Here is a 22089-nt window from a genome sequence, read left to right as displayed (position 1 = left end):
TTCCCACATTGCCATTTGGGCTTTGACCGGGGTCAAATCCTGTGAGCACTTTACCGGAAATGACAAAAGTCCAGCTGCTGGATTACGTGTAAAAAAATCTTAACAAATTGATGTTAAAGGGAAAATTCGGGATTTTGCTGTGGGTGGGCAAAAAAAATGCGCGGTACCGTTAGGTCCGCGCCAAGTCTACAAAGGAGAAATAGAGGAGAAACTATCAAGAAGCAATTGCTGCATCTCAACGAGAACGGATTATCCGGATTGCTTGCTCGGGTGTCAACATGTTCATTTTCGGAAAGTGAAAAAATGTAGCAAATTGTCGCTAATCAGCACATGCTGATGTTGCTATATGAAAGTCAAGCGCTTGCTTGGTGCTCTGGCCGGTGCCGGATTGTGCGACAATAGCGCCTTTCGCCTTCCTTGCAGGATGTGATGATGTCCCAGCCATTGCTTACTCTTCCCGATCCGCGCCAGTACCACCCTCAGGTGGCGCTGACCAATATGCTTATCCATAACGCGCAGTCCGCGCTCAACGCCGCCAGCGAAGGCGATCGCGAGATGTGGTTCTCGGCTGTGCGCGACGCCATGGCGCAAATGCTGGAGCGTGGCGAATTGCTGTCGATATCGGTCGCTTTGGCGATGGTTCCCTCGCAGGACACTTATAAGATTGTCTGGGATGCGCTGCGCGAGGCCGTAGAGCAGCCGCAAGGCCGTCGCGCCATGGTGTTCGCCATCCCGCTGGTGCTGGTGGCAGGCAGCAAGAATCAGGCAACGCTGCCAGCCGCCATCGCCGATGAAGACGGCCTGAACCGGTTGTTGCGCCAGCACGGTGTGCTGAGCGACGGCGATGTGCGCGTCTTCGGCCAACTGTTGCATCCCGATACCGTGGTGGCGATGGACTCCGGCAAGCTGTATCGCTTGAGCCGGAGTCTGGAGCAGGCCGCCAACGGCATCGGAGAGCCCTTGCAAGGCGCGGCCATTACGGTGAAAGAAGAAGGCGTGTTCCTGCGCTACCTGTTGGGCGTGGCCATTCAGCCGGAGGGGACGGAGCTGCCGGTGAAACTGGGCGGGGCTGTGGGCGGTTGGGGCATGCCCCTGATGAAATTCCTCGGCGAGCAGCTGCAAACCGACGGCGTGACGCTGTTCCCGATCGCCCGTCCGCCGATGCCGGCGATGCAGGCCATGGTGGCGGGCAATTTCGCCCGCTTCGAGGTGGCGGTGCAGGTGTTCGCCAGCAGCCAGATTCGCCGCCTGCGCGAGCTGTCGAAAGACCCGGTGGCGATTTTGTCCGCTCATGAAAACGGTGAGTTGCACATCACCCTCTCCGCCGTGGACGACGAACGCAACTGGGAAGGGTTTGTCTGGCCGCTGGCGGCCATGGACAACGTGGCTTTGATCGAATCGAATTTCCGCGAGCTGATGGCCGAGTGCCATGTGCGCGATGTGTATGTAATGCCTGAAATCTTGCCGGAAAGCCGCGACGGCATTCCCTTGTTCCTGACAGCGGACGACTTGCCCGCTCACGGGCAGTCGCGGCAGTAAACAGGCTGAAAAACGTTTGACGTGAAAATGTTTCCACGGGCGTTTCGTGTAGAATCGCTCCATCGTTAACCCTTTGATGGAAGAGTCAAAGATGTTTGCTGCTGACCAGACGATTGCCAAGTTCGATCCGGATCTCGCCGCCGCGATCAAGGCCGAGTGCCAACGCCAGGAAGACCATATCGAGCTGATTGCCTCTGAAAACTACACCAGCCCTGCCGTGATGGAAGCCCAGGGTTCCCAGCTCACCAACAAGTATGCCGAAGGCTATCCGGGCAAGCGTTTCTATGGCGGTTGCGAGCATGTCGATCTGGTGGAACAACTGGCCATCGACCGCGTGAAGCAACTGTTCGGCGCCGAATACGCCAACGTTCAGCCGCACTCCGGCTCCCAGGCCAACCAGGCGGTGTACTTCTCCATCCTGAAGCCGGGCGACACCGTGATGGGCATGAACCTGGGTCACGGCGGTCACCTGACGCACGGTTCTCCGGCCAACCTGTCCGGCAAGATGTTCAACATCGTGGCTTACGGTCTGAACGAGAAGGAAGAAATCGACTACGACGACATGGAGCGCGTAGCGATGGAAACCAAGCCCAAGCTGATCATCGGCGGCGCTTCCGCTTACGCCCTGCGTTTCGATTTCGAACGCATGGGCCAGATCGCCAAGAAGTGCGGCGCGTACTTCATGGTGGATATGGCGCACTACGCCGGTCTGATCGCCGCGGGCGTATATCCGAACCCGGTGCCGCACGCCGACTTTGTTACCTCCACCACGCACAAGACCCTGCGCGGGCCGCGCGGCGGCATCATTCTGGCCAAGGCCGAGTTTGAAAAGAGCATCAACAGCAATGTGTTCCCGACCCTGCAGGGCGGACCGCTGATGCACGTGATCGCCGGCAAGGCCATCGCTTTCAAGGAAGCCCTGCAGCCGGAATTCAAGGTGTACCAGGAGCAAGTGCTGAAGAACGCGGACGCCATGGCTCGCGCGCTGGCGGAGCGTGGCCTGCGCATCATCTCCGGTCGTACCGAAAGCCATGTGTTCCTGGTGGACCTGCGTCCCAAGGGCCTCACCGGCAAGGCCGCCGACGCGCTGCTAGGCCGCGCCCACATCACCGTCAACAAGAACGCCATTCCGAATGACCCGGAAAGCCCGTTCGTGACTTCCGGCATCCGCATCGGCTCCCCGGCCATCACTACCCGCGGCTTCAAGGAAGAAGAGGCCGTCATCGTGGCCAATCTGGTTGCCGACGTACTGGACAACCCGACCGACGACGCCGCCATCGCTCGCGTGGCCGAACAAGCCACCGCGCTGTGCCACCGTTTCCCGGTGTACGCCAAGTAAGCGGTTTACCGCTGTGAAAAAGGCGCCCGACGGCGCCTTTTTTCTTGTCTGGAAGAGGCGTTGCCGCAGGCATTAACGGCCAACGGCTTTGCTGTTACCATCAGGCAGTCATCAAACAGGAAGTCACGACATGAAATGTCCGTTCTGCGGCAATCTCGACACGCAGGTTATCGACTCCCGCGTCAGCGAAGACGGTACCAGCATCCGTCGCCGTCGCCGCTGTCTGGCCTGTGAAAAGCGCTTCACCACCTTTGAAACCGCCGATGTGCGCATGCCGCAAGTGGTGAAATCGGGCGGTCATCGTTCCGAGTTTGATGAAGAAAAAGTCCGTACCAGTTTCCTGCGCGCGCTGCACAAGCGCCCGGTGCCCACCGCGCTGGTGGACGAGGCCATCGATCGCATCTGTCACAAGCTGCTGCAGCTGGGCGAACGCGAAGTGCCCAGCCGCCAGATTGGCGAAATGGTGATGAGCGAACTGGCCCGTTTGGATAAAGTGGCCTATGTGCGTTTCGCTTCGGTCTACCGCAGTTTCCAGGACATCTCCGAGTTTTCCGACGCCATCAAGGAAATCCAGAAAACCCATCGCTGATGGATATCGACCAGAGTCAGCGCGAGGCGCCTGTCGCCGGCGCTGACAGCCTGCTGTTGCGTGAACCGGCGGCGGCTGATGCGCCGGCCCTGTTTGCGCTGATCAATACCAATCGCAGCCGGCTCGCGCCCTGGTTGCCCTGGGTGGAAGCCACTCGGGCCGAGGCGGATACCCTGGCTTTCATCGCGCACTCCCACGCCAGGCGCGCAGGGGGCAGTGCCGCCACTTGGCTGATTGAGCAGAGCGGCGAGTTGATCGGCGTCATCGATCTGCACGATATCAATCCGGTTACCCGCAGCGCCGCCGTCGGTTACTGGTTGGGGCGCGCCAGCGAAGGCCGGGGCTGGATGCATCTGGCCCTGGAACAGGTAGTACGGCAGGCTTGGGGCGCAATGGGCCTGCTGATCCTGCATATCGATACCGATCCGCGCAATGTCCGCAGCCAGCATGTGGCGCTTGCCGCCGGCTTTCTATCCGACCCGATCCGTTCTCGCGCGGTGGAGTCGGTTTCCTACACACTGCACCACCCAGATTGGACCCAGCAAGATGTCTTCCTTCAGTCCTGACGACTACCGCTACATGCAACAAGCCCTGAGGTTGGCCGAAGCCGCAACGCGGCGAGCGGCTCCCAATCCCGGCGTGGGCTGCGTGCTGGTCAGGGACGGACAGGTGATCGGGGAAGGCGCCACCTTGCAGGTGGGTGGAGATCACGCAGAAATCCAGGCCATCAAGGACTGCCTTGCGCACGAAGAGAGTCCGCGCGGGGCCACGGCTTACGTCACGCTGGAACCCTGCAGCCATCATGGCCGCACTCCGCCTTGCGCCGAGCGGCTGATCAAGGAAGGCATCGCGCGCGTTGTCGCTGCCATGGTGGACCCGTATCACGAAGTAGCCGGACGCGGCCTGGCCATGCTGCGCGAGGCGGGCATTGATGCCGAGGCTGGGCTGATGGAGGCCGAGGCGCGGCGCATACATCGCGGTTTCTTGTCGCGAGTGGAACGCAAGCGCCCCTGGGTCACCCTGAAGGCCGCCGCCACGCTGGATGGCAAAACCGCTTTGCTCAACGGCAAAAGCCAATGGATCACCGGGCCGGCCGCCCGTCACGATGTACAGAAGCTGCGCGCCGCCAGTTGCGCCATTCTCACCGGTAGCGGCACCGTGCTGGTGGATAACCCACAACTGACCGTGCGCGATGTCGAGTTGCCGCGCCAGCCCTTGCGCGTGGTGCTGGACAGCCGGCTGGTTACCCCGCCGGACCGGCGCATTTTCAGCGGCGGGGCGACCATGCTGGTGACCAGCGTGCACGACGAGGCCCGTCACCGGCCCTATGTCGAGCGCGGCGTGCAAATGCTGGTGTTGGCCGAACAGACCGGCCACGCCGATTTACATCAGTTGTTGGAAAAACTGGCCGAACAGGGCGTGAATCATCTGATGGTGGAAGCGGGGGCCGGCCTGAACGGCGCGCTGGTGCGCGCGGGGCTGGTGGATGAGGCGGTGCTGTACCTGGCGCCTTCGCTGGCTGGCACGGCCGCGCAGGGATTGTTCGCCTGGCCGGCGCTGGAAGACCTTGCGGACAAGCAGCAGCTGCGTATTCAGGATGTGCGCATGGTGGGCGCGGATATCCGTATTGCCATGACATTTGATCGGCCATGAGGACAGTTGCTTCAGCCTCTGGCATGATGCATCACCACGCGAAGAAAAGTTTGGCCTTGCCGGTGTCGGTGAACCACAATGAAAAACGGATGTTGGGGATAGACCGGCGTCAGGCCGCAAAAACAGTGTCAGACCAGAACGTATGACCGAACAACAAGCATCGCTTCCCGCCAAAGACCTGGCCGCCATGCGCCAGGCCATGGATGCCTATTTGCGGCTGATTCAGCGCCAAGGCGCCGAAGACACCGTGGTGTCCGAGCGCCGCGCCCTGCTGGAGGGGCTGCTGCCCATGTTGGACGGCGTGGAGCGTAATTCGCAGACCTTCCGCCGGGTGGTGGAGCAGTTCGTTGCCGGTTGCGAGGTGCCGGACCGCGTTACCGCGCTGACTTGCGCGCGCGAGTTCTATTATTTCTGGCTGGATGATGTGAAGAAGCTGGTGGAGATTACCGCCCGTTCCGGCTTTACCACGCGCAATGTCCGACTGGAGATGGCGGAGTCGCTGGACGCGCTGATCCTGCGCATGGAAACACAGGGCTTCAAGGCCTTTCCCCCTTCGCTGAGCATTTACATCGGCAAGCTGTTTGAAGACGGTATGGCGGAATACGACATCCGCGAGCGCGAGACATTGCTCAAGGCCATGCTGTTCTTGCTGTCGGGCCAACCCTACCGGCCGGATAGCTTCCGTATGGTGGTGGACGCCATGTTGCTGCACCTGAGCGAAAGCGCCAACAAATCCGCCTTCCTGCAACTGGCGCGCGAATACTTCTATTACTGGTTGTCCTTTCCGCCCGCGCACGAGCGCATCAATCTGGCCGAAGAGGCCGCTCAACCCATCAGTCTGCTCCAGCCCGGCAATACTACCCGCCAGCGCTGAGGCTCCTCGCAAGTGGCCCAGTATTCGTCCAGCCGGACGATGAGGTCGTTTTGTGTCAGCGTAGCGAATGAATTCACCAGAAAGCGCTGCTCGTGGTGGTCCACTGCCGCGATCACATGCCTGCGGCCATCCGTCAGCAGGTTGTCTTCCAGCAGGGTAATGCGCCAGCCTTCCGGATAGACCGCGTTGACATGGATGATGGCGTCGCCGCCGCTGAAGCATTCGCCCGAGCTGTGCCAGAGCATGATGGCGTCGTCGGACAGCAGCCGTCGTGCGGCGCCCCAGTCGCGGGCTTGGTACAGCAGAAACAGTCTGGCCAGGGGGGAGTCGGTTTTCTGCAACATGAGCTCATCTCTTTTGAAAATGTACAAAATCATTATCCATGCACTAAGCTCATGTCAATACGGCAAATATAAATGGCTTTGACCTGCGCATTCCATGTTGGCATCATGCTACAAGTCATTAAGAAGGAAGCGTTCCATGTCTGAGAAAACGGCTTATCAGGCAGCTTGCCAGCTGTTTACCCGCCACTACCGCTATGAGCATCTTTCAGCCATCGTCAGCTGGGATCAGGCCACCATGATGCCGCCGGCCGGCAATGATGCCCGCGCCGCCGCGCAGGCCGAGCTGGAAGTACTGATGCACGCCACCCTGACCGACGCACGCTTGGGCGACTGGCTGAAGTCGGCCGAAGGCGAAGCGCTGGATGCGCGCGAGCGCGCCAACCTGCGCGAAATGCGCCGCGCCTGGCAAACCGCCAATCTGCTGCCGGCGGAGCTGGTGGAAGCCAAGGCGCTGGCCGGCGCTCGTTGCGAACATGCCTGGCGCACGCAACGACCGGCCAACGACTGGCAAGGTTTCCTCGCCAATTTCCGGGAGGTAGTGAAGCTGTCGCGCGAGGAGGCCCGCCTGTTGGCCGAAGCGCAGGGCCTGTCGCGCTACGACGCGCTGATGGCGCAGTACGAACCGGGTATGAAGAGCGCGGATATCGACCGCTTGTTCGCCGATATCAAAACCTGGCTGCCGGGATTGATCCAGGCGGTGCGCGATAAGCAGGCCGGCGAGAGTCTGCTGCGGCCGCAAGGCGAATTTCCGGTGGAGAGTCAGCGCGCGCTGGGTGTGGAGGTGATGCGCAAGCTGCGCTTCGACTTTGACGCCGGCCGGCTGGATGTCAGTGCGCATCCCTTCTGCGGCGGGGTGCCGGAGGACGTGCGCCTGACCACGCGTTATCGCACCGATGATTTCATGCAGAGCCTGATGGGCATCATTCATGAAACCGGCCATGCCCGTTACGAGCAGAACCTGCCGCGCGACTGGGCGCACCTGCCGGCTGGACGCGCGCGTTCCATGGGCATCCATGAAAGCCAGAGCCTATCGTTTGAAATGCAGTTGGGCCGCCATCCCGGTTTCCTGTCGCTGATTGCGCCGCTGATCCGCGAACATCTGGGCGATCAGCCGGCTTTCGCCGCGGACAACCTGGCGCGGCTGTATACGCGCGTGGAGCCGTCCTTTATCCGCGTGGACGCCGATGAGCTGTGTTATCCGGCGCACGTGATCCTGCGCTATGAGATCGAGCGCGCCCTGATCGAGGGCGACATCGAGCCCGACGACATTCCGGCGCTGTGGGATGAAAAGATGATGAACCTGCTGGGTGTGGACACGCGCGGCAATTACCGCAATGGCTGCCTGCAGGATATCCACTGGACGGACGGTAGCTTTGGTTATTTCCCCAGCTACACGCTGGGCGCGATGTACGCGGCGCAGTATTTTGCCGCCATGCGCCGCGCCATGCCGACGCTGGACGCGGACATCGCCGCAGGCCGGCTGGATCCGGTGTTCGACTGGCTCAAAGAGAATGTCTGGACGCAGGCGAGCTTCCTCGAAACCGCGGAGCTGGTGCGACAGGCGACGGGCGAGGCGCTGAACCCGGCGCATTACCGCGCCCATTTGCAAAGCCGTTATCTGGGCTGAGCGGCGTATTGCCCAGGCGAGGCATACAAAAAAAGCGTGATCCGCCGGATCACGCTTTTTTTTGTGGCGGATTGCGGCTCAGTCGGCGCCGCTCAATTGCTGGTGCATGGCGTCGCACCAGTCTTCGAACTCAATCTCAGGCATGCCCAGATAGTCCAGCACCGCGCTTTTGCGCAGATCCCAGCCGGCATCTTCGCGGCCCGGCGTCAGCGTGCGCCAGACATGGCGGGCAGCCCGGGTGACTGCCACCATCATGCGGCCATCATGGTCCAGCGGCGCATCGAGGCCGGTCTCCATCACGGTGCTGTCGTTTTGCATCAGGATGGCTTTGGCGAAGGGTTCCGGCATGTTCCAGCTGCGCGCCACCAGATAGCCCACCACATCATGACGGGTGCCGTGCAGTTCCTGCTCCACCAGACCGATGCGGTCGTCTGTGGCCATTTCAGTCAGCCGCATGGTACGCACATAGGTGGGAAAGCGCATCAGCATCACGGCTTTGCCGCAGTTGTGAAACAGGGCGAAGCTCTGGCAGTCGTCCGGTACGTGCACGATGCGGTCGCACAGAGCGCTGGAAATCATGGCGATCTGCATGGAGGCATCCCAGAACTGTTCCAGCGCGGGTGGCGTTTCGCCGGTGAGGCGTGTCCGCAACACCAAGCCGCTTACCAGGCTGATGACGTTCTTGAAACCAAGCAGGTTGATGGCCTGCGAGATGGACGTGATATGACGGCCGCGGCCCACGATGGGGGTATTGGCGGCTTTCAGCATGGCCACGCTCAGCGCAGTGTCTTCGCTGATGATGTCGCTGAGTTTTTGCAAGGTGACGTCCGGGTCATTCTTCAGCCTCATCAGCTCGTCCAGCACATGGGGTCTGGGCGGAATAACCAGGTTTTTCAGGAGCTCGTCTCGTTCGTCGGTGCTGATCAAGGGCGTCATGCGGCAGTCATTGTTTTAGGTGGAACCTGTCCATTCTAACAGGGCTTATGCACGCTCTTGGCGATCTTTACCCTACTGGTCATCATGACGTTGACGCCCGTCAAGCCACTGTTCAGGCCTTGCTGCGGCAGTCGAAAAAGCCGCTTACAACCGAAGCCAGCGCGGCAGGTTGTTCCCACTGGATCATGTGGCCCGCTTCGGGCACAACGGTCTCCTGCAGCTGGGCAAAACAGGCGCGCCGTTCGGGCAGCGTGTCCATCACGCCCTTGGCCATGGGGTGGTCCCACATATCGCCACCCAGCACCCAGTGCACCGGTGCGCTGATGCGTTGCCAGCAGGCTTTGGCTTCTTCCAGCCGATACAGCACCGGGTTCACCATCTTGTGGCGGGGGTCGGCGCGGTAAAAGCGCTGACCTTGCGCGTCCTGCCGGGTCAGCGCTTCGGCCAACCACATCGCCCGCCCGGCTTGCAGGCGCGGATTGCGCTCAATCAGCTTGGCGGCCACGTCTTCCACGCTGCCCAAGGGGGCAAAGGAGGGCGCCTGGGCGGTTTCCCGCAGCCAGCGTCCGTAGCGGCCGGGCGCTTCGGCTGGGCGGGTGGCGTTGAGGCCGAAGCCTTCCACCAGCATCGCTTGCCGTATGCGTTCGGGCCGTACGCCGCTATAGATGCCGGCCACCATCGCCCCCATGCTGTGACCCAGCAGGCGCACCGGTTCATTGGGAGAGAGCTGGTCCAGCAAAGCGTCCAGATCGGCCAGGTAGTCGGGAAAGTAATAGCTGCCGGTGTTCCAGTCCGAGTCGCCAAAGCCGCGCCAGTCCGGCGCGACGATGCGCCATTGGTCGGGCAGGGCTTCCACCAGATAACGGAAGGTGGCGGAGCTGTCCATCCAGCCGTGCAGCATCACCAAGAGCGGCGCGTCTGGCTTGCCCCATTGGCGCAGGTGGTAGCGGTGGCGGTTGAGCGTGAGATAAAGGCTTTGGCTGTCTGGGTGCATGGCGTGAGCAAGAGGTTGGCCGAAGGCGGGCAAGCCGTTTTATAAGCTGTTCCCTGGTGAGGGGCAAGCGCGGCGCAGCATGAGGGGGAGGGGCGCTGTGTTGAGCTGCTAGCGGAATGAAAAAGGCGGCCACCGCAGGGGGCCGCCAACGAGGCCGGGAGGATGCCCGGGACCGGGAGTTTCAGTGCTGGTGGATGTCGCGGCGATAGGTCTCCGGCAGCGCGATCAGGCTGACGACAAAGCTCATCACACAGACAATCACCGGGTACCACAGGCCGTAGAAGATGTCGCCGGTGTATACCACCAGCGAGAAGGCGACCGTGGGCAGCAGGCCGCCGATCCAGCCATTGCCCAGATGGTAGGGCAGCGACATCGAGGTGTAGCGGATGCGGGTGGGAAACAGCTCCACCATCAGGGCCGCCAGCGGGCCGTAAGTCATGGCGGAGAACACGCACAGCAGCACCAGCATCAGCACCACCATGGGTTGGTTGATCTTGGACGGATCTGCCTTGTCCGGGTAGCCGGCCGCCTTGAGGCCGCCCAGCAGCTTGTCCTTGTCGAAGCCATCCAGCGTGGTGCTGCCTATCATCACCTGCATGCTGCCGGCGGGACCGGCTTTTTCCTGATAGGGAATGCCGCTCTTGGCCAGCAGTGATTTGGCCTTGTCGCAGGCGGTATCCAGTTTGGCCTTGCCCACCGGGTCAAACAGGAAGTGGCAGGTGGTGGGGTCTGCCACCACGGTCACCGGGCTGCGTTGCTGCGCGTGAGCGATGTCGGGGCTGGCGTACAGCGTCAGCCCCTTGAAGGCGGGGAAGGTCAAGAGCGCGCCCAGCAGAAAACCGGCCATGAGGATGGGTTTGCGGCCGATGCGGTCGGACAGTTTGCCGAAGAACAGGAACAGCGGGGCGGAGATGATCAGTGCTGCCACCAGCATCAGATTGGCGCTTTGCGCGTCCACCTTGAGGATTTGCGTGAGAAAGAACAAGGAATAGAACTGCGCGCAGTAGAAGGTAACCGCCTGACCGCCATTGATGCCGAACAGCGAAATCAGCACGATGCGCAGATTCTGCCAGTTGGTGAACGATTCGGTCAGCGGGGCTTTGGAGTGCTTGCCTTCGGCCTTCATCTTGAGGAAGGCCGGCGATTCGTGCATGGACAGGCGAATCCAGGTGGAGATGCCCAACAGCAGCAGCGAAATCAGGAATGGCAGCCGCCAGCCCCAGCTGTTGAAATCGTCGCCTGTAATCTGGCGGCAAGCCAGAATCACCAGCAGCGACAGTAGTAGTCCGCCGGTGGCGGTGACCTGAATCCAGCTGGTGTAGCTGCCGCGCTTGTGGTCGGGCGCGTGCTCCGCCACATAGATGGCCGCACCGCCGTATTCACCGCCAATGGCCAGCCCCTGCAGCATGCGCAGCACCACCAGCAGAATGGGCGCGGCAATGCCGATGCTGGCGTAGTTGGGCAGAACGCCCACCAGAAAAGTGGACAGGCCCATCAGGATGATGGTGGCGAGAAAGGTGTATTTGCGGCCTATCATGTCGCCCAGCCGGCCGAACACCAAGGCACCGAACGGGCGCACCAGAAAGCCGGCGGCAAAAGTCATCAGCGCAAAAATGAAGGCTGTGGTGTCGTTTACGCCGGCAAAGAATTGCTTGCTGATGATGGAGGCCAGCGCTCCGTAGAGGAAAAAGTCATACCACTCGAACACGGTGCCCAGCGACGATGCGAAGATCACTCGTCGCTCGGATTGGGTGATGACGCCGACGGCCTGGCCGGCGCTGACCTGATACGCGTTGCTCATGCTTGTCTCTCCTTGTGTGTGCGGTCGATGCCGCTTGGCACGGCTAAGAGCGGCCAACAAAAATCCTGTTGCGGCGTTGCGCGCCTGGTCGTACTCAATGCGCTGCATGCGTCGGCGCGCCTTGCCTCAGTCGTGAAACTGGTTTTTGTTGGCTGCTTTTATGGTGTCCGCCGGCCTGGAAGCCGGTCTTGTGGTGTCATTAATGGCGTCTTCGGCCAACATGCGCGCGGCCTTTTCCGCAATCATCAGCGTGGGCGAGTTGGTATTGCCCGAGGTAATGAAGGGCATGATGGAAGCGTCCGCCACGCGCAGTCCGCGCAGGCCGCGCACGCGCAGTCGTTCATCCACCACCGCCATGGCGTCGCCGCCCATCTTGCAGGTGCCAACCGGATGGAAGATGGTGGTGCCGATCTCGCCGGCCGCCGCGTGCAGCTGCGCTTCGCTTTCGTAGCCGGGGCCGGGCTTGTATTCCTGCGGCTGGTAGGCGGCCAGCGCCGGCGCGGCGACGATGCGGCGCGTCAGCCGGATGGCGTCCGACGCCACGCGCAGGTCATCCGGATGGCTGAGATAGCGCGGCTGGATGCGCGGCGCGTCGGTCAGTGCGGGGCCGCCAAGGCCCACTTCGCCCCGGCTTTGCGGGCGCAGGTCGCAGACGGAGGCGGTGAAGGCCGGGAAGCGGTGCAGCGGCTCGCCGAAGCGATCCAGCGACAGCGGCTGCACATGGTATTCAAGGTTGGCCGAAGGCTGCTCGGGCGAGGATTTTGCGAAGGCGCCCAACTGGCTGGGCGCCATGGCCAGCGGTCCGCGCCGATGCAGGGCGTAATCCCAGGCCATGCCGAGCTTGCCCCGCCAGCTGTGCGCCAGCTGATTGAGCGTGCGGGCCTTGTCGTTGAGGCGGTAGACCAGTCGCAGCTGCAAATGGTCCTGCAGGTTTTTGCCCACGCCGGGCAGCGCGTGCGCCGGCGCAATGCCGCAGGCGCGCAAGGCATCCGGATCGCCGATGCCCGAGCGTTGCAACAGCAGCGGGCTGCCGATGGCGCCGGAGGCCAGCACTACCTCGCGCCGCACCCGCGCTTCTACGCGCTGGCCGTGGCGGATGAAGGCGACACCTTCCACGCGACGCTCGCGCATCAGCAGGCGTTCCGCCTCCGCACTGGTCAGCACGGTCAGGTTGGCGCGCTGGCGTACCGGGTGCAGAAAGGCTTTGGCGCTGTTCCAGCGCACGCCCTGTTTCTGGTTTACCTCGAAATAGCCGCAACCGGCATTGTCGCCCTGATTGAAGTCGTCCACCGGCGCGATCCCGGTTTGCGCGGCCGCCGCGCGGAAGGCTTCCAGAATGTCCCAGGACAGTCGCTGCGCCTCAACGCGCCATTCGCCCTGGTGCCCGTGCAAGGCCCGGGCGGGGTCGAAATGGTGCTCCATGGCGATGAAATCAGGCAGCACCTCGCGCCAGCTCCAACCGGCGTTGCCGGCCGCCGCCCAGCGGTCGTAATCGGCCGCCTGGCCGCGCATGTAGATCATGCCGTTGATGGACGAACAACCGCCCAGCACCTTGCCGCGCGGATAGTTGAGGCTGCGGCCGCCCAGCCCGGGCTCGGGAGCGGTTTTCAGACACCAGTCGGTGCGCGGGTTGCCGATGCAGCGCAGGTAGCCCACCGGGATGTGAATCCAGGGGTAGTTGTCTTCGCCGCCGGCCTCCAGCAGCAGTACGCGGTGACCGGGGTTGGCCGAAAGCCTGTTGGCAAGCAGGCAGCCGGCGCTGCCCGCGCCGACGATGATGTAATCAAACTCTCCGCACTGCGCTGCCGGCATGCCGCTCCTCCTGAAGTATCCGCAAGACCGGCTCAGACTAGAGCTTTGCAAGGCGAGCAGAAAATGCCCGTGTCGTAACAGCTTGTGTTAATTTTTGAACAGCCGCGCCCGCAAGCGTTTGATCTATCGTGTGCGCTTGCACAATAAACCGTCGTGCCGGCGGGGCATTGCGCCAGCGGAAGCGGCTTGCAGCCGCCCCGCGGCGCAGCATGCGCAACCGTGCCGGCGCATGGCTGGTTCACTATCCGTTTTTGCAGGAGTGTTGCATGTTTGACTGGAATGACATTCGCTACTTTCTGGCCTTGCACCGCAGCGGCAAGCTGCTGAGCGCCGCCAGGCAACTCGGTACGGCCCATGCGACGGTGGCCCGGCATATCGAGGCCTTGGAAGTCAGTGTGGGTCAGCCCTTGTTTGTCCAGCACAGCGACGGTTACACCCTGACCGCCATCGGCCGGCAATTGCTGCCCTTGGCCGAGGCGATGGAAAATACCGCCAGCCACATGCTGGACGAAGCCAAGGTGGGGCATGCAGAAGTGTCGGGCCAAGTGCGCCTGGGCGCACCGGAAGGCATAGGCGCCTGGTTTCTGGCGCGCCACCTGCCCAGGCTGATGGCGCTCTATCCTGCGCTGGAGGTGGATCTGATCGCGGTGCCCCGCTTTGTCAGCATCACCAACCGCGAGGCCGACATCGCCATATCGCTGGAGCGGCCGCAGGTGAATATGGTGGTGACGCGCAAGCTGACGGACTACTGTCTGGGCCTGTACGCTGCCCCGGCCTGGTTGGCGGCTCAGGCGCCCATCGTTGAGCGGGACGATCTGTCCGGTCATCCCATCATCGGCTATGTGGATGATTTGTTGTTCTCGCGCGAATTGATGTTTCATCAGGGCCTGTGTCGTCAGCCCAATCTGCATTTGCGCTCCACCAGCGTGGTGGCGCAGCAGCAGGCCGCGCTGGCGGGTGGCGGCATTGCCGTGTTGCCCAACTTCATGACCCATGACGACCCGAGGCTGACGCAGATCCTGCCCGATATCCGCATTCAACGTTCTTACTGGATTAGCGGCCGCGGAGATATCCGCCGCACCCTGCGTTATCGCGTGGTGTGGGATTTCGTGGTGGCGCTGTGCCAGGAATACCAATGGCTGCTGCTACAGCAGCCGGGCAATAGCGCAAACTGAATCAATTTCTTCCGGATAAGCTGTACGCATGAAAACGCCCTATCGCCAAAGAGGACCGGAGTCGCCGTATCTGCGGCGCATGCTGCCGGCGCTGGACTACCTGTGGCGGCATCTGGACGCATCGGTGTCGCTGGAGCGCCTGGCCGAAGAGGCTTGCCTGTCTCCTTATCACTTTCACCGGGTCTATCACGGCCTGATGGGTGAGACCGTGGCGGAAACCCGGCAGCGGCTGCTGCTGCACCGCGCCGCGCGTGATCTGGAGCGCAGCGTGTTGCCCTTGCCTCGAGTGGCGCTGCGGGCCGGGTACAGCAGCAGCGCGGCTTTTGTCCGGGCATTCGGTCTTGCCTATGGCGAGACGCCGGGGCGTTATCGCAAACGCCGGGTCGCACAGGCCGGGCTAAACCGGGAGACCGTCATGCATGAAGTGAGTGAAATGTACATGGAACAGGAGCTGCGCGTGCTGATGCGCCGCCACCGTGGCGCGTATATGGATATCGGCAAGGCTTTTGACGCCTTGCAGGCGCTGCTGGGGCCGGAGAATGTGGCGCATAGCCGTGCGTTTGCCCTGTTTCTCAGCGACCCGGATCAGATGCCGGAAGCGGAGTTGCAATCCATTGCTTGCCTTACCGCGCCGGATGCGTGGGCGGACAAGGCATTGCCGGACAATTTCGAATGGGGAGAGATTCCGGCGGGGCATTACGCCTGCGCCCTGCATCTTGGCCCTTATGCCGAGCTGAAAACCACCTGGGACTGGCTGTACCGGCACTGGTTGCCCCATAGCGGCAAGGTGCCGGCCAATGTGCCTTGCGTGGAGGAGTATCTGAATTCGCCCTATGACACCGCCCCCAAGGATCTGCGCACGCGCTTGATGCTGGCATTGGCCTGATTCAGGCGGTGTCGTCAGCCTCTGTCAATCCAGCCGTTCTTCAGGGAAAGCCAGCAAGCTGGCGACGCCGCAGAACATCAAATACCAGCTGGGGGCCATGGCGTTGCCGGTGAGGCTGATCAGCTTGCTGACGAAGTAGGGGGCAAAGCCGCCAAACACCGTGACGCCGGTGGTGTAAATGACCGACAGGCCGGTGGCGCGGCTGCCTTCAGTGCGCGATCAGTTGCAGGCGGTGGCCGGCAAGACAGGTTCCAGCGATTTGTTCATGCTCGGGCCTCGCGAGGTGAGGTTGAGAGGAGTGTGCCGGAGAGGGACCTGTCAAAGGGGGAGGAAGCGCTCCACCAGCCGCGCCCAGATGGACGCGCCCACCGGTAGCGTGGCGTCGTTGAAGTCATGGCCCGGGTTGTGAACGGTGCCGCCGCCGTGCCCCTCCATGCCGTTGCCGATCAGCAGGTAGCAGCCGGGCACGTGCTCCAGCATGTAAGCGAAGCCCTCGCTGCCCATCATGCCCACCGGCGACATGATGACCTGCTCTTCGCCCAGCAAGCAGGCTTCGGCAAACCTCGGCCGCCAACCTGGTTTCCGCTTCGCTGTTCACCAGCACCGGCATCAACTCGCGTTAGCTGAGCTCTGCCGACATGCCCAAACTGGCCGCCTGCTGCGTTACCAGCGTCTGTAGATTTTTTTGAGCGTGTCCTTGGCAGCGCTGCTGAGCGCACGGATGCTCAACTCCAGCTCCGCTGTTTCCGGTATCACATTGTGGGCCGAGCCGGCATGCAGCATGCCCACGCTGATGACGCCGGATTCGGTGGCATTGAGGTTGCGGCTGACGATGGTTTGCAGTGCCATCACGATGGCGGCGACGATGGGATCGCGGCCCAGATAAGGCATGGCGCCGTGGGCGCCCGTGCCGGTGAGCTTGATGCTCAGCGCATCGGATGAGGCGGCCATCGGCCCGCTTTTCAGCAGCGCCTGTCCTACCGGAAAGCCCGGCGTATTGTTCAGGCCGAAGATCGCATCGCAGGGAAAGTGTCGAAACAGACCGTCTTGCAGCATGGCTTGCGTGTCGCCCAAGCCTTCTTCCGCCTGCTGGAAGATCACCCGCACCGTGCCGTTGAAGCGTCGGGTTTCAGCCAGGTAAGGCGCGGCGGCCAGCAAAATGGCGGTATGACCGTCATGGCCGCAGGCGTGCATCTTGCCGTCGCGCCGGCTGGAATAGGGTAGGTGCGTGGCCTCCTGGATGGGTAGGACACCATATCGGCGCGCATGCTAATGCGCTTCTTGCCGTGGCCAAGACTCAAGCTGCCCGCCACCCCGGTTTTACCAACACCGGTGCTGGCATCCCCCCATTCGCGCAGCCTGGCGGTCACCAGTTCGCTGGTGCGTTTTTCCTCGAATTTCAGTTCGGGAGACGCGTGAATTTGCTGCCGGATGCCGGTGAATTCGGCGAGGGCCTGTTGGATTTCGGGCGGAAATGGCAGATTGAGCGGCATGGACGTTCTTCATGGTTGAGAAGGGCGGAGGCTCAAAATTAGCGAGTGCCATGTTGCACAGATATAAGGCAGGTATGAATGTGGCGGTTAACTGGCCGGATTGCCGTCATCAGGCACCACTGACGCAGTGGGCGCATAGTGCCCTAGGCGGAGGGGGATTGACCTGAGGCGGGCTTAGGGAGATGGGGAGGGGGCGAATGGCAGTGTTGTCCCGTGCGGTTTATCGCCGGCCATTGCGCAGGTGTTGTCCTTGCAGATGTGGGGCGCGCCGGCGGACAGCCAAAGAAAAAGCCCGTCTCCTGAGAGGCGGGCTTCCGGTTTGCCGAAGGGCGCGGCGCTTAGCGCGACACGTTGTAGTTCGGTGCTTCCTTGGTGATTTGTACGTCGTGCACGTGGGATTCCTGCATGCCGGCGGAGGTGATCTCCACGAAAGCGGCTTTCTCGTGCATCTCGGCAACGCTGGCGCAGCCGAGGTAGCCCATGGAAGAGCGCAGGCCGCCCATCAGTTGATGGATAACCTGGCCAATCGGGCCCTTGTACGGCACGCGGCCTTCGATGCCTTCCGGCACGAATTTGTCAGCGTTGTTGCCATCCTGGAAGTAACGGTCGCTGGAACCCTGGCTCATGGCGCCCAGAGAGCCCATGCCGCGGTAGGATTTGTACGAGCGGCCCTGAAACAGCTCAACCTCGCCCGGGGCTTCTTCGGTGCCGGCGAACATGCCGCCCAGCATCACGCAGTTGCCGCCGGCGGCCAGCGCCTTGGAAATGTCGCCGGAGAAGCGGATGCCGCCATCGGCGATCATCGGCACGCCGGTACCCTTGAGTTCTTCGGATACGTTGTGAATGGCGGTAAGCTGAGGCACGCCAACACCGGCCACGATACGGGTGGTGCAGATGGAGCCGGGACCAATCCCCACTTTTACTGCGTCGGCGCCGGCTTCAACCAGCGCGCGCGCTGCGGCGGCGGTGGCGATGTTGCCGCCGATGACATCCACTTGAGGGTAGGTTTGCTTGACCCAGCGCACGCGGTCGATCACGCCTTGGCTGTGGCCGTGAGCGGTGTCCACCACGATGACATCCACGCCGGCGGCCACCAGCGCGGCGACGCGCTCAGCGGTATCGCCGCCGGTGCCAACGGCTGCGCCAACGCGCAGACGGCCTTGGCTGTCCTTGTTGGCGTTGGGGTGTTCGCTGGTCTTGACGATGTCCTTGACGGTGATCAGGCCCTTCAGCTCCCACTGATCGTTGATCACCAGCACGCGTTCCAGACGGTGGGCGTGCATCAGTTCGCGAGCCTCGTCGATGCTGGCGCCTTCCTTGACGGTGATCAGGCGTTCGCGCGGGGTCATGATGGAGCCGACAGTCTGTTCGAGACGGGTCTCGAAGCGCAGGTCACGGTTGGTGACGATGCCGACCACTTTGCCAGCCTCGATTACGGGCAGGCCGGAAATCTTGTGTTGGCGGGTCAGCAGCACCAGATCGCGCACCAGCATGTCTGGAGCGATAGTGATGGGATCTTTCACCACGCCGCTTTCGTGGCGTTTCACCTTGGACACTTCCAGAGCCTGTTTTTCAGCCGGCATGTTCTTGTGGATGATGCCGATGCCGCCTTCCTGGGCCATGGCAATGGCCAGACGGGACTCGGTCACCGTATCCATCGCGGCAGAAACCAGCGGCAGGTTCAGGGTGATGTTGCGGGTGAGCTTGGTGGAGAGGGATACGTCGCGCGGCAGTACTGAGGAGTGGGCCGGGACGAGGAGAACGTCGTCGAAAGTATAGGCTTTCTCGATGATACGCATCTGGCGTTTCCTTTGCGGCAAAGCGGCATTATACCGAGATGGCGGGCGGCTTGCAAAAATTAGGGCAGTCGGCCTTTGCGCGGCCGCAGGCAACACCGTACAATCAGTCTGTTTCATGTCAGGAAAACACCATGAAAAGCCTGTCTCTGGTCGTAATGTCTGTTGCATTTTTGCTGTCGGCTCCTGCCATGGCCGAGGTTTACAAGTATGTCGACGCCAACGGCAAGGTGGTGTTTTCCGACCAGCCGCCACCGGGCGCGAAGGCCAAGTCGGTGAATGTGCGCGCCACGCAGCCGGCCATCCAGGCATCCGCCCCAGCGGGCAAGGCAAAGACTCCGCTGAGCGAAACCGACAAAAAGAATGCCGAGATCGACGCGGAAAACGCCAAGATCAATGAGAAGAACAAAAAGACGGCGCAGCAAAACTGCAAGAACGCGCAGGATAATCTGGCAGGCTTGCAAAAGAATGGCCGCGTGTATGTGCCCGGCAGCAACAACCTCGCCAGCGACGCACAGCGGCAGGCCTATATTCAAGAAGCCCAAAAGAATGTGCAGTCCTGGTGCAATCAGTGAGTCCAGCGGTTTTTGATCCCAGGCCGGTGCTAGCCGGTCTTCCCAATTTGCCCGGCGTCTATCGCATGCTCGATACGTCGGGCAATGTGCTTTATGTGGGCAAGGCGGTGGACCTCAAGCGTCGCGTCAGCTCTTATTTCCAGAAAAACGACCTCTCCCCGCGCATTCGCCTGATGGTGAAACAGGTGGCCAGCATCGAGACTACGGTCACGCGCTCCGAGGCGGAGGCGCTGATTCTGGAAAACAACCTGATCAAGGCGCTGTCGCCCAAGTACAACATCTTGTTTCGGGACGACAAGTCCTACCCTTATCTGATGTTGTCCGGGCATGACTTCCCGCGCATGGCCTACTACCGGGGCGAACTCAAAAAGCCCCACCAGTATTTCGGCCCTTATCCCAATGGCTACGCCGTGCGGGAAAGCATCCAGATCCTGCAAAAGGTATTCCGCCTGCGCACCTGTGAAGACTCGGTGTACTCCAACCGCTCGCGCCCTTGCTTGCTGTTTCAGATTCGTCGTTGCAGCGGCCCGTGTGTGGATGAAGTGTCGCGCGAGGAATATGCCAAGGATGTCGCCAGTGCGGTGTCCTTCCTGCAGGGCAAGCAAAGCGAACTGATCGACGATCTCACGGCGCGCATGATGGCGGCGGCAGAGTCTATGGCGTTCGAGCAAGCCGCAGAACTGCGCGACCAGATCCAGGCGCTCAGCCGCGTGCAGGAAAAACAGTTTGTTTCCAGTAACTCCAGTCAGCAGGACGTGGATGTAGCTGCCGTGGTGATCAGCGAAGGCATGGCTTGCGTCAATCTGGTGATGGTGCGCGGCGGCAGGCATTTGGGCGACAAGAGTTTCTTCCCGCAGGGCGGGGAGGAAGGCGACGCTTCGGCCAACCTGGATGCCTTCCTGTCGCAACATTATCTGGGTGCGCCGGTGCCGCCGGTGATCGTCATCAATCATCCCGTGTCGGACGTGCTCAAAACCTATCTTGAAGAACAGGCCGAGCGCAAAGTGCTGCTGGTGTCCAATGCCATTGGCGAACGCCGCGTCTGGCTGGAAATGGCGGAAAAGAACGCCATGCTGGCCTTGGCGCAGCGACAGAGCAGCAAGGCCACGCAACGTCACCGTTTGCAGCAGCTGAATGAAGCGCTGGAGCTGGAGGGGGTGGAGCGGCTGGAATGCTTCGACATCAGTCACACCATGGGCGAGGCTACAGTGGCTTCCTGCGTGGTATACGACAAAGAGGCCATGCAGCCTTCGCAATACCGGCGCTTCAACATCACTACCGCCAAAGCCGGCGACGATTACGCCGCCATGCGCGAGGTGTTGACGCGCCGCTATGGCAAGTTGGCCGAAGGCGAGGGCGTGATGCCGGACGCGGTATTGATCGACGGCGGCAAGGGCCAAGTGGGTGTCGCGGTGGAGGTGTTTGCCGAGCTGGGCATCCAGCTGCCCATCATCGGCGTGGCCAAGGGCGAGGAGCGCAAGCCAGGTCTGGAAACGCTGATCCTCCCCTTCCAGCAAAAAACGCTACAATTGCGCAGCGACCATCCCGCGCTGCATTTAATCCAGACCATACGCGACGAATCGCACCGTTTCGCCATTACCGGCCACCGCGCCAAGCGCGCCAAGGCGCGCACCACCTCGACGCTGGAGGATATTCCCGGCATCGGCGCCAAGCGTCGCCAGCAGCTCTTGTTGCGCTTTGGCGGTTTGCGCGGGGTGGCGGCGGCCAGTGTGGACGACCTGGCCCAGCTGGAAGGCATCAGCCGGACGCTGGCGGAAAAAATCTACAACGCACTGCACTGACAACGTTCATAACAAGACCGACCCAATGCCCTTCAACTTGCCCATATTCCTGACCTGGCTCAGGGTTGCCCTGATACCCATCTGCGTGGCGGTGTTCTTCTTGCCGGACAGCGTACTGCTGGCGCATAGCCGCAATTCGCTGGGCGCCTTCATTTTCCTGTTGGCGGCCTGGACTGACTGGCTGGATGGTTTTCTGGCGCGAAAGCTGGGGCAGACTTCCGCCTTCGGCGCGTTTCTCGATCCCGTGGCGGACAAGCTGATCGTTGCCGCCGCGCTCATTCTGCTGGTGGAACTGGCCCGTACGCCGGGCTGGATGGCCATGATCATTATCGGCCGCGAAATCACCATTTCAGCGCTGCGCGAGTGGATGGCAGGCATGGGCAGCCGCAGTAGCGTGGCAGTCGCCTATATCGGCAAGCTGAAAACGACGGCGCAAATGCTGGCTATCTTGCTGTTGCTGTACGATGGCCCGTTGATTCCCGGCGTGTTGACGCGGGAGCTGGGCAATCTTTGCATGTACGTGGCGGTGGTTTTGACTTTGTGGTCAATGGTTTACTATCTGCGCATGGCGGCGCAGCAGTTTTCCGGTAAAAAAATTGATGTGTGAGCAGTTGACAGGGGGCCAGAAACCCTTATAATTCGCACTCTCTCGACGCCACTTGGTGGCAGCGAAAGAAAGCAGTAGCAGTGTGTATGCGGGAATAGCTCAGTTGGTAGAGCGCAACCTTGCCAAGGTTGAGGTCGCGAGTTCGAGCCTCGTTTCCCGCTCCATCCAGATACTGCTGTAACACCATGCGACGCGGGAATAGCTCAGTTGGTAGAGCGCAACCTTGCCAAGGTTGAGGTCGCGAGTT

The 22089-nt window shown here is 61.7% G+C and carries 22 protein-coding genes and 1 tRNA gene; 13 read left to right on the top strand and 10 right to left on the bottom strand.

Going from position 1 to position 22089, the window contains the following annotated elements; genetic code table 11:
• The first annotated feature begins 432 nt into the window (after nucleotides 1-432).
• From Q0P52_RS11080 to Q0P52_RS11055, 6 genes are all read left to right on the top strand, one after another.
• The gene (locus Q0P52_RS11080; RefSeq protein ID WP_293762450.1) at nucleotides 433-1539 is read left to right on the top strand and encodes a hypothetical protein; all 1107 of its coding nucleotides are present in this window, start codon (nucleotides 433-435) and stop codon (nucleotides 1537-1539) included.
• A 91-nt stretch (nucleotides 1540-1630) separates the two neighbouring features.
• Complete coding sequence (glyA, locus tag Q0P52_RS11075) at nucleotides 1631-2878, top strand: serine hydroxymethyltransferase (protein ID WP_293762453.1); 1248 nt, start codon at nucleotides 1631-1633, stop codon at nucleotides 2876-2878.
• A gap of 130 nt (nucleotides 2879-3008) precedes the next feature.
• A complete protein-coding gene (nrdR, locus tag Q0P52_RS11070; protein WP_293762456.1) occupies nucleotides 3009-3467 on the top strand; it encodes a transcriptional regulator NrdR in 459 nt (152 codons plus the stop codon).
• The gene (locus tag Q0P52_RS11065; RefSeq protein WP_293762459.1) at nucleotides 3467-4033 is read left to right on the top strand and encodes a GNAT family N-acetyltransferase; all 567 of its coding nucleotides are present in this window, start codon (nucleotides 3467-3469) and stop codon (nucleotides 4031-4033) included. The genes nrdR and Q0P52_RS11065 overlap by 1 nt, the downstream gene beginning before the upstream one ends.
• On the top strand, nucleotides 4014-5120 hold the full coding sequence (ribD, locus tag Q0P52_RS11060) for a bifunctional diaminohydroxyphosphoribosylaminopyrimidine deaminase/5-amino-6-(5-phosphoribosylamino)uracil reductase RibD (RefSeq protein ID WP_293762462.1): 1107 nt from the start codon (nucleotides 4014-4016) through the stop codon (nucleotides 5118-5120). Before Q0P52_RS11065 ends, ribD begins: the two co-directional genes overlap by 20 nt.
• A gap of 142 nt (nucleotides 5121-5262) precedes the next feature.
• Nucleotides 5263-5994 (top strand): hypothetical protein, encoded by a 732-nt coding sequence (locus tag Q0P52_RS11055; RefSeq protein WP_293762463.1) that lies wholly within the window; start codon nucleotides 5263-5265, stop codon nucleotides 5992-5994.
• Here the strand turns inward: Q0P52_RS11055 and Q0P52_RS11050 are convergent.
• Nucleotides 5946-6338: a hypothetical protein gene (locus Q0P52_RS11050; protein ID WP_293762466.1), complete on the bottom strand. Its 393-nt coding sequence runs from the start codon at nucleotides 6336-6338 to the stop codon at nucleotides 5946-5948. The genes Q0P52_RS11055 and Q0P52_RS11050 overlap by 49 nt on opposite strands.
• Nucleotides 6339-6474: 136 nt before the next feature.
• On the opposite strand from Q0P52_RS11050, the gene Q0P52_RS11045 reads away from it, so the two are divergent.
• Nucleotides 6475-7965 carry a carboxypeptidase M32 gene (locus Q0P52_RS11045; RefSeq protein WP_293762468.1) on the top strand — a complete coding sequence of 497 codons (1491 nt, stop codon included), beginning with the start codon at nucleotides 6475-6477 and terminating at the stop codon, nucleotides 7963-7965.
• 78 nt (nucleotides 7966-8043) lie between these two features.
• Here the strand turns inward: Q0P52_RS11045 and Q0P52_RS11040 are convergent, their stop codons facing one another.
• The 4 genes from Q0P52_RS11040 to Q0P52_RS11025 all read right to left on the bottom strand — a co-directional run bounded on the left by Q0P52_RS11040 (nucleotide 8044) and on the right by Q0P52_RS11025 (nucleotide 13508).
• A complete protein-coding gene (locus tag Q0P52_RS11040; RefSeq protein ID WP_293762470.1) occupies nucleotides 8044-8901 on the bottom strand; it encodes an HDOD domain-containing protein in 858 nt (285 codons plus the stop codon).
• Between the two features lie 112 nt (nucleotides 8902-9013).
• On the bottom strand, nucleotides 9014-9895 hold the full coding sequence (locus Q0P52_RS11035; protein WP_293762473.1) for an alpha/beta hydrolase: 882 nt from the start codon (nucleotides 9893-9895) through the stop codon (nucleotides 9014-9016).
• 181 nt (nucleotides 9896-10076) lie between these two features.
• Entirely contained in the window at nucleotides 10077-11696 is a 1620-nt protein-coding gene (locus Q0P52_RS11030; RefSeq protein ID WP_293762476.1) for an MFS transporter, read from the bottom strand.
• 126 nt (nucleotides 11697-11822) lie between these two features.
• On the bottom strand, nucleotides 11823-13508 hold the full coding sequence (locus Q0P52_RS11025) for a GMC family oxidoreductase (RefSeq protein ID WP_293762479.1): 1686 nt from the start codon (nucleotides 13506-13508) through the stop codon (nucleotides 11823-11825).
• A gap of 266 nt (nucleotides 13509-13774) precedes the next feature.
• Between Q0P52_RS11025 and Q0P52_RS11020 the strand changes: the two genes are divergently transcribed.
• Both Q0P52_RS11020 and Q0P52_RS11015 read left to right on the top strand, forming a co-directional pair.
• Nucleotides 13775-14683, top strand: coding sequence for a LysR family transcriptional regulator (locus Q0P52_RS11020; RefSeq protein WP_293762482.1), 909 nt, complete (start codon nucleotides 13775-13777; stop codon nucleotides 14681-14683).
• Between the two features lie 28 nt (nucleotides 14684-14711).
• The gene (locus tag Q0P52_RS11015) at nucleotides 14712-15569 is read left to right on the top strand and encodes an AraC family transcriptional regulator (protein ID WP_293762485.1); all 858 of its coding nucleotides are present in this window, start codon (nucleotides 14712-14714) and stop codon (nucleotides 15567-15569) included.
• A gap of 24 nt (nucleotides 15570-15593) precedes the next feature.
• Here the strand turns inward: Q0P52_RS11015 and Q0P52_RS11010 are convergent, their stop codons facing one another.
• From Q0P52_RS11010 to guaB, 5 genes are all read right to left on the bottom strand, one after another.
• Nucleotides 15594-15728 carry a hypothetical protein gene (locus tag Q0P52_RS11010; protein WP_293762488.1) on the bottom strand — a complete coding sequence of 45 codons (135 nt, stop codon included), beginning with the start codon at nucleotides 15726-15728 and terminating at the stop codon, nucleotides 15594-15596.
• 159 nt (nucleotides 15729-15887) lie between these two features.
• Nucleotides 15888-16115: a M20/M25/M40 family metallo-hydrolase gene (locus Q0P52_RS11005; RefSeq protein WP_293762490.1), complete on the bottom strand. Its 228-nt coding sequence runs from the start codon at nucleotides 16113-16115 to the stop codon at nucleotides 15888-15890.
• Nucleotides 16116-16232: 117 nt separating this feature from the next.
• On the bottom strand, nucleotides 16233-16763 hold the full coding sequence (locus Q0P52_RS11000) for an amidohydrolase (protein ID WP_293762491.1): 531 nt from the start codon (nucleotides 16761-16763) through the stop codon (nucleotides 16233-16235).
• On the bottom strand, nucleotides 16667-17062 hold the full coding sequence (locus Q0P52_RS10995) for a hypothetical protein (protein ID WP_293762493.1): 396 nt from the start codon (nucleotides 17060-17062) through the stop codon (nucleotides 16667-16669). The genes Q0P52_RS11000 and Q0P52_RS10995 overlap by 97 nt, the downstream gene beginning before the upstream one ends.
• Before the next feature lie 338 nt (nucleotides 17063-17400).
• Nucleotides 17401-18861, bottom strand: a complete 1461-nt coding sequence (gene guaB, locus Q0P52_RS10990; protein ID WP_293762496.1) for an IMP dehydrogenase — start codon at nucleotides 18859-18861, stop codon at nucleotides 17401-17403.
• A 38-nt stretch (nucleotides 18862-18899) separates the two neighbouring features.
• On the opposite strand from guaB, the gene Q0P52_RS10985 reads away from it, so the two are divergent.
• The 4 genes from Q0P52_RS10985 (at nucleotide 18900) to Q0P52_RS10970 (ending at nucleotide 22006) form a co-directional block, all read left to right on the top strand.
• Nucleotides 18900-19433 (top strand): DUF4124 domain-containing protein, encoded by a 534-nt coding sequence (locus tag Q0P52_RS10985; protein ID WP_293762498.1) that lies wholly within the window; start codon nucleotides 18900-18902, stop codon nucleotides 19431-19433.
• A complete protein-coding gene (gene uvrC, locus Q0P52_RS10980; protein WP_293762501.1) occupies nucleotides 19430-21235 on the top strand; it encodes an excinuclease ABC subunit UvrC in 1806 nt (601 codons plus the stop codon). Before Q0P52_RS10985 ends, uvrC begins: the two co-directional genes overlap by 4 nt.
• A gap of 25 nt (nucleotides 21236-21260) precedes the next feature.
• Nucleotides 21261-21842 carry a CDP-diacylglycerol--glycerol-3-phosphate 3-phosphatidyltransferase gene (pgsA, locus tag Q0P52_RS10975; protein WP_293762502.1) on the top strand — a complete coding sequence of 194 codons (582 nt, stop codon included), beginning with the start codon at nucleotides 21261-21263 and terminating at the stop codon, nucleotides 21840-21842.
• 88 nt (nucleotides 21843-21930) lie between these two features.
• Nucleotides 21931-22006, top strand: a tRNA-Gly gene (locus Q0P52_RS10970).
• The last annotated feature ends 83 nt before the right edge of the window (nucleotides 22007-22089 follow it).

The organism is uncultured Aquitalea sp. (assembly GCF_945957525.1).
Classification (GTDB): Bacteria; Pseudomonadota; Gammaproteobacteria; order Burkholderiales; family Chromobacteriaceae; genus Aquitalea.
Note: the sequence above shows the minus strand (reverse complement) of the source record. Positions and strands in the feature narration are given on the sequence as shown.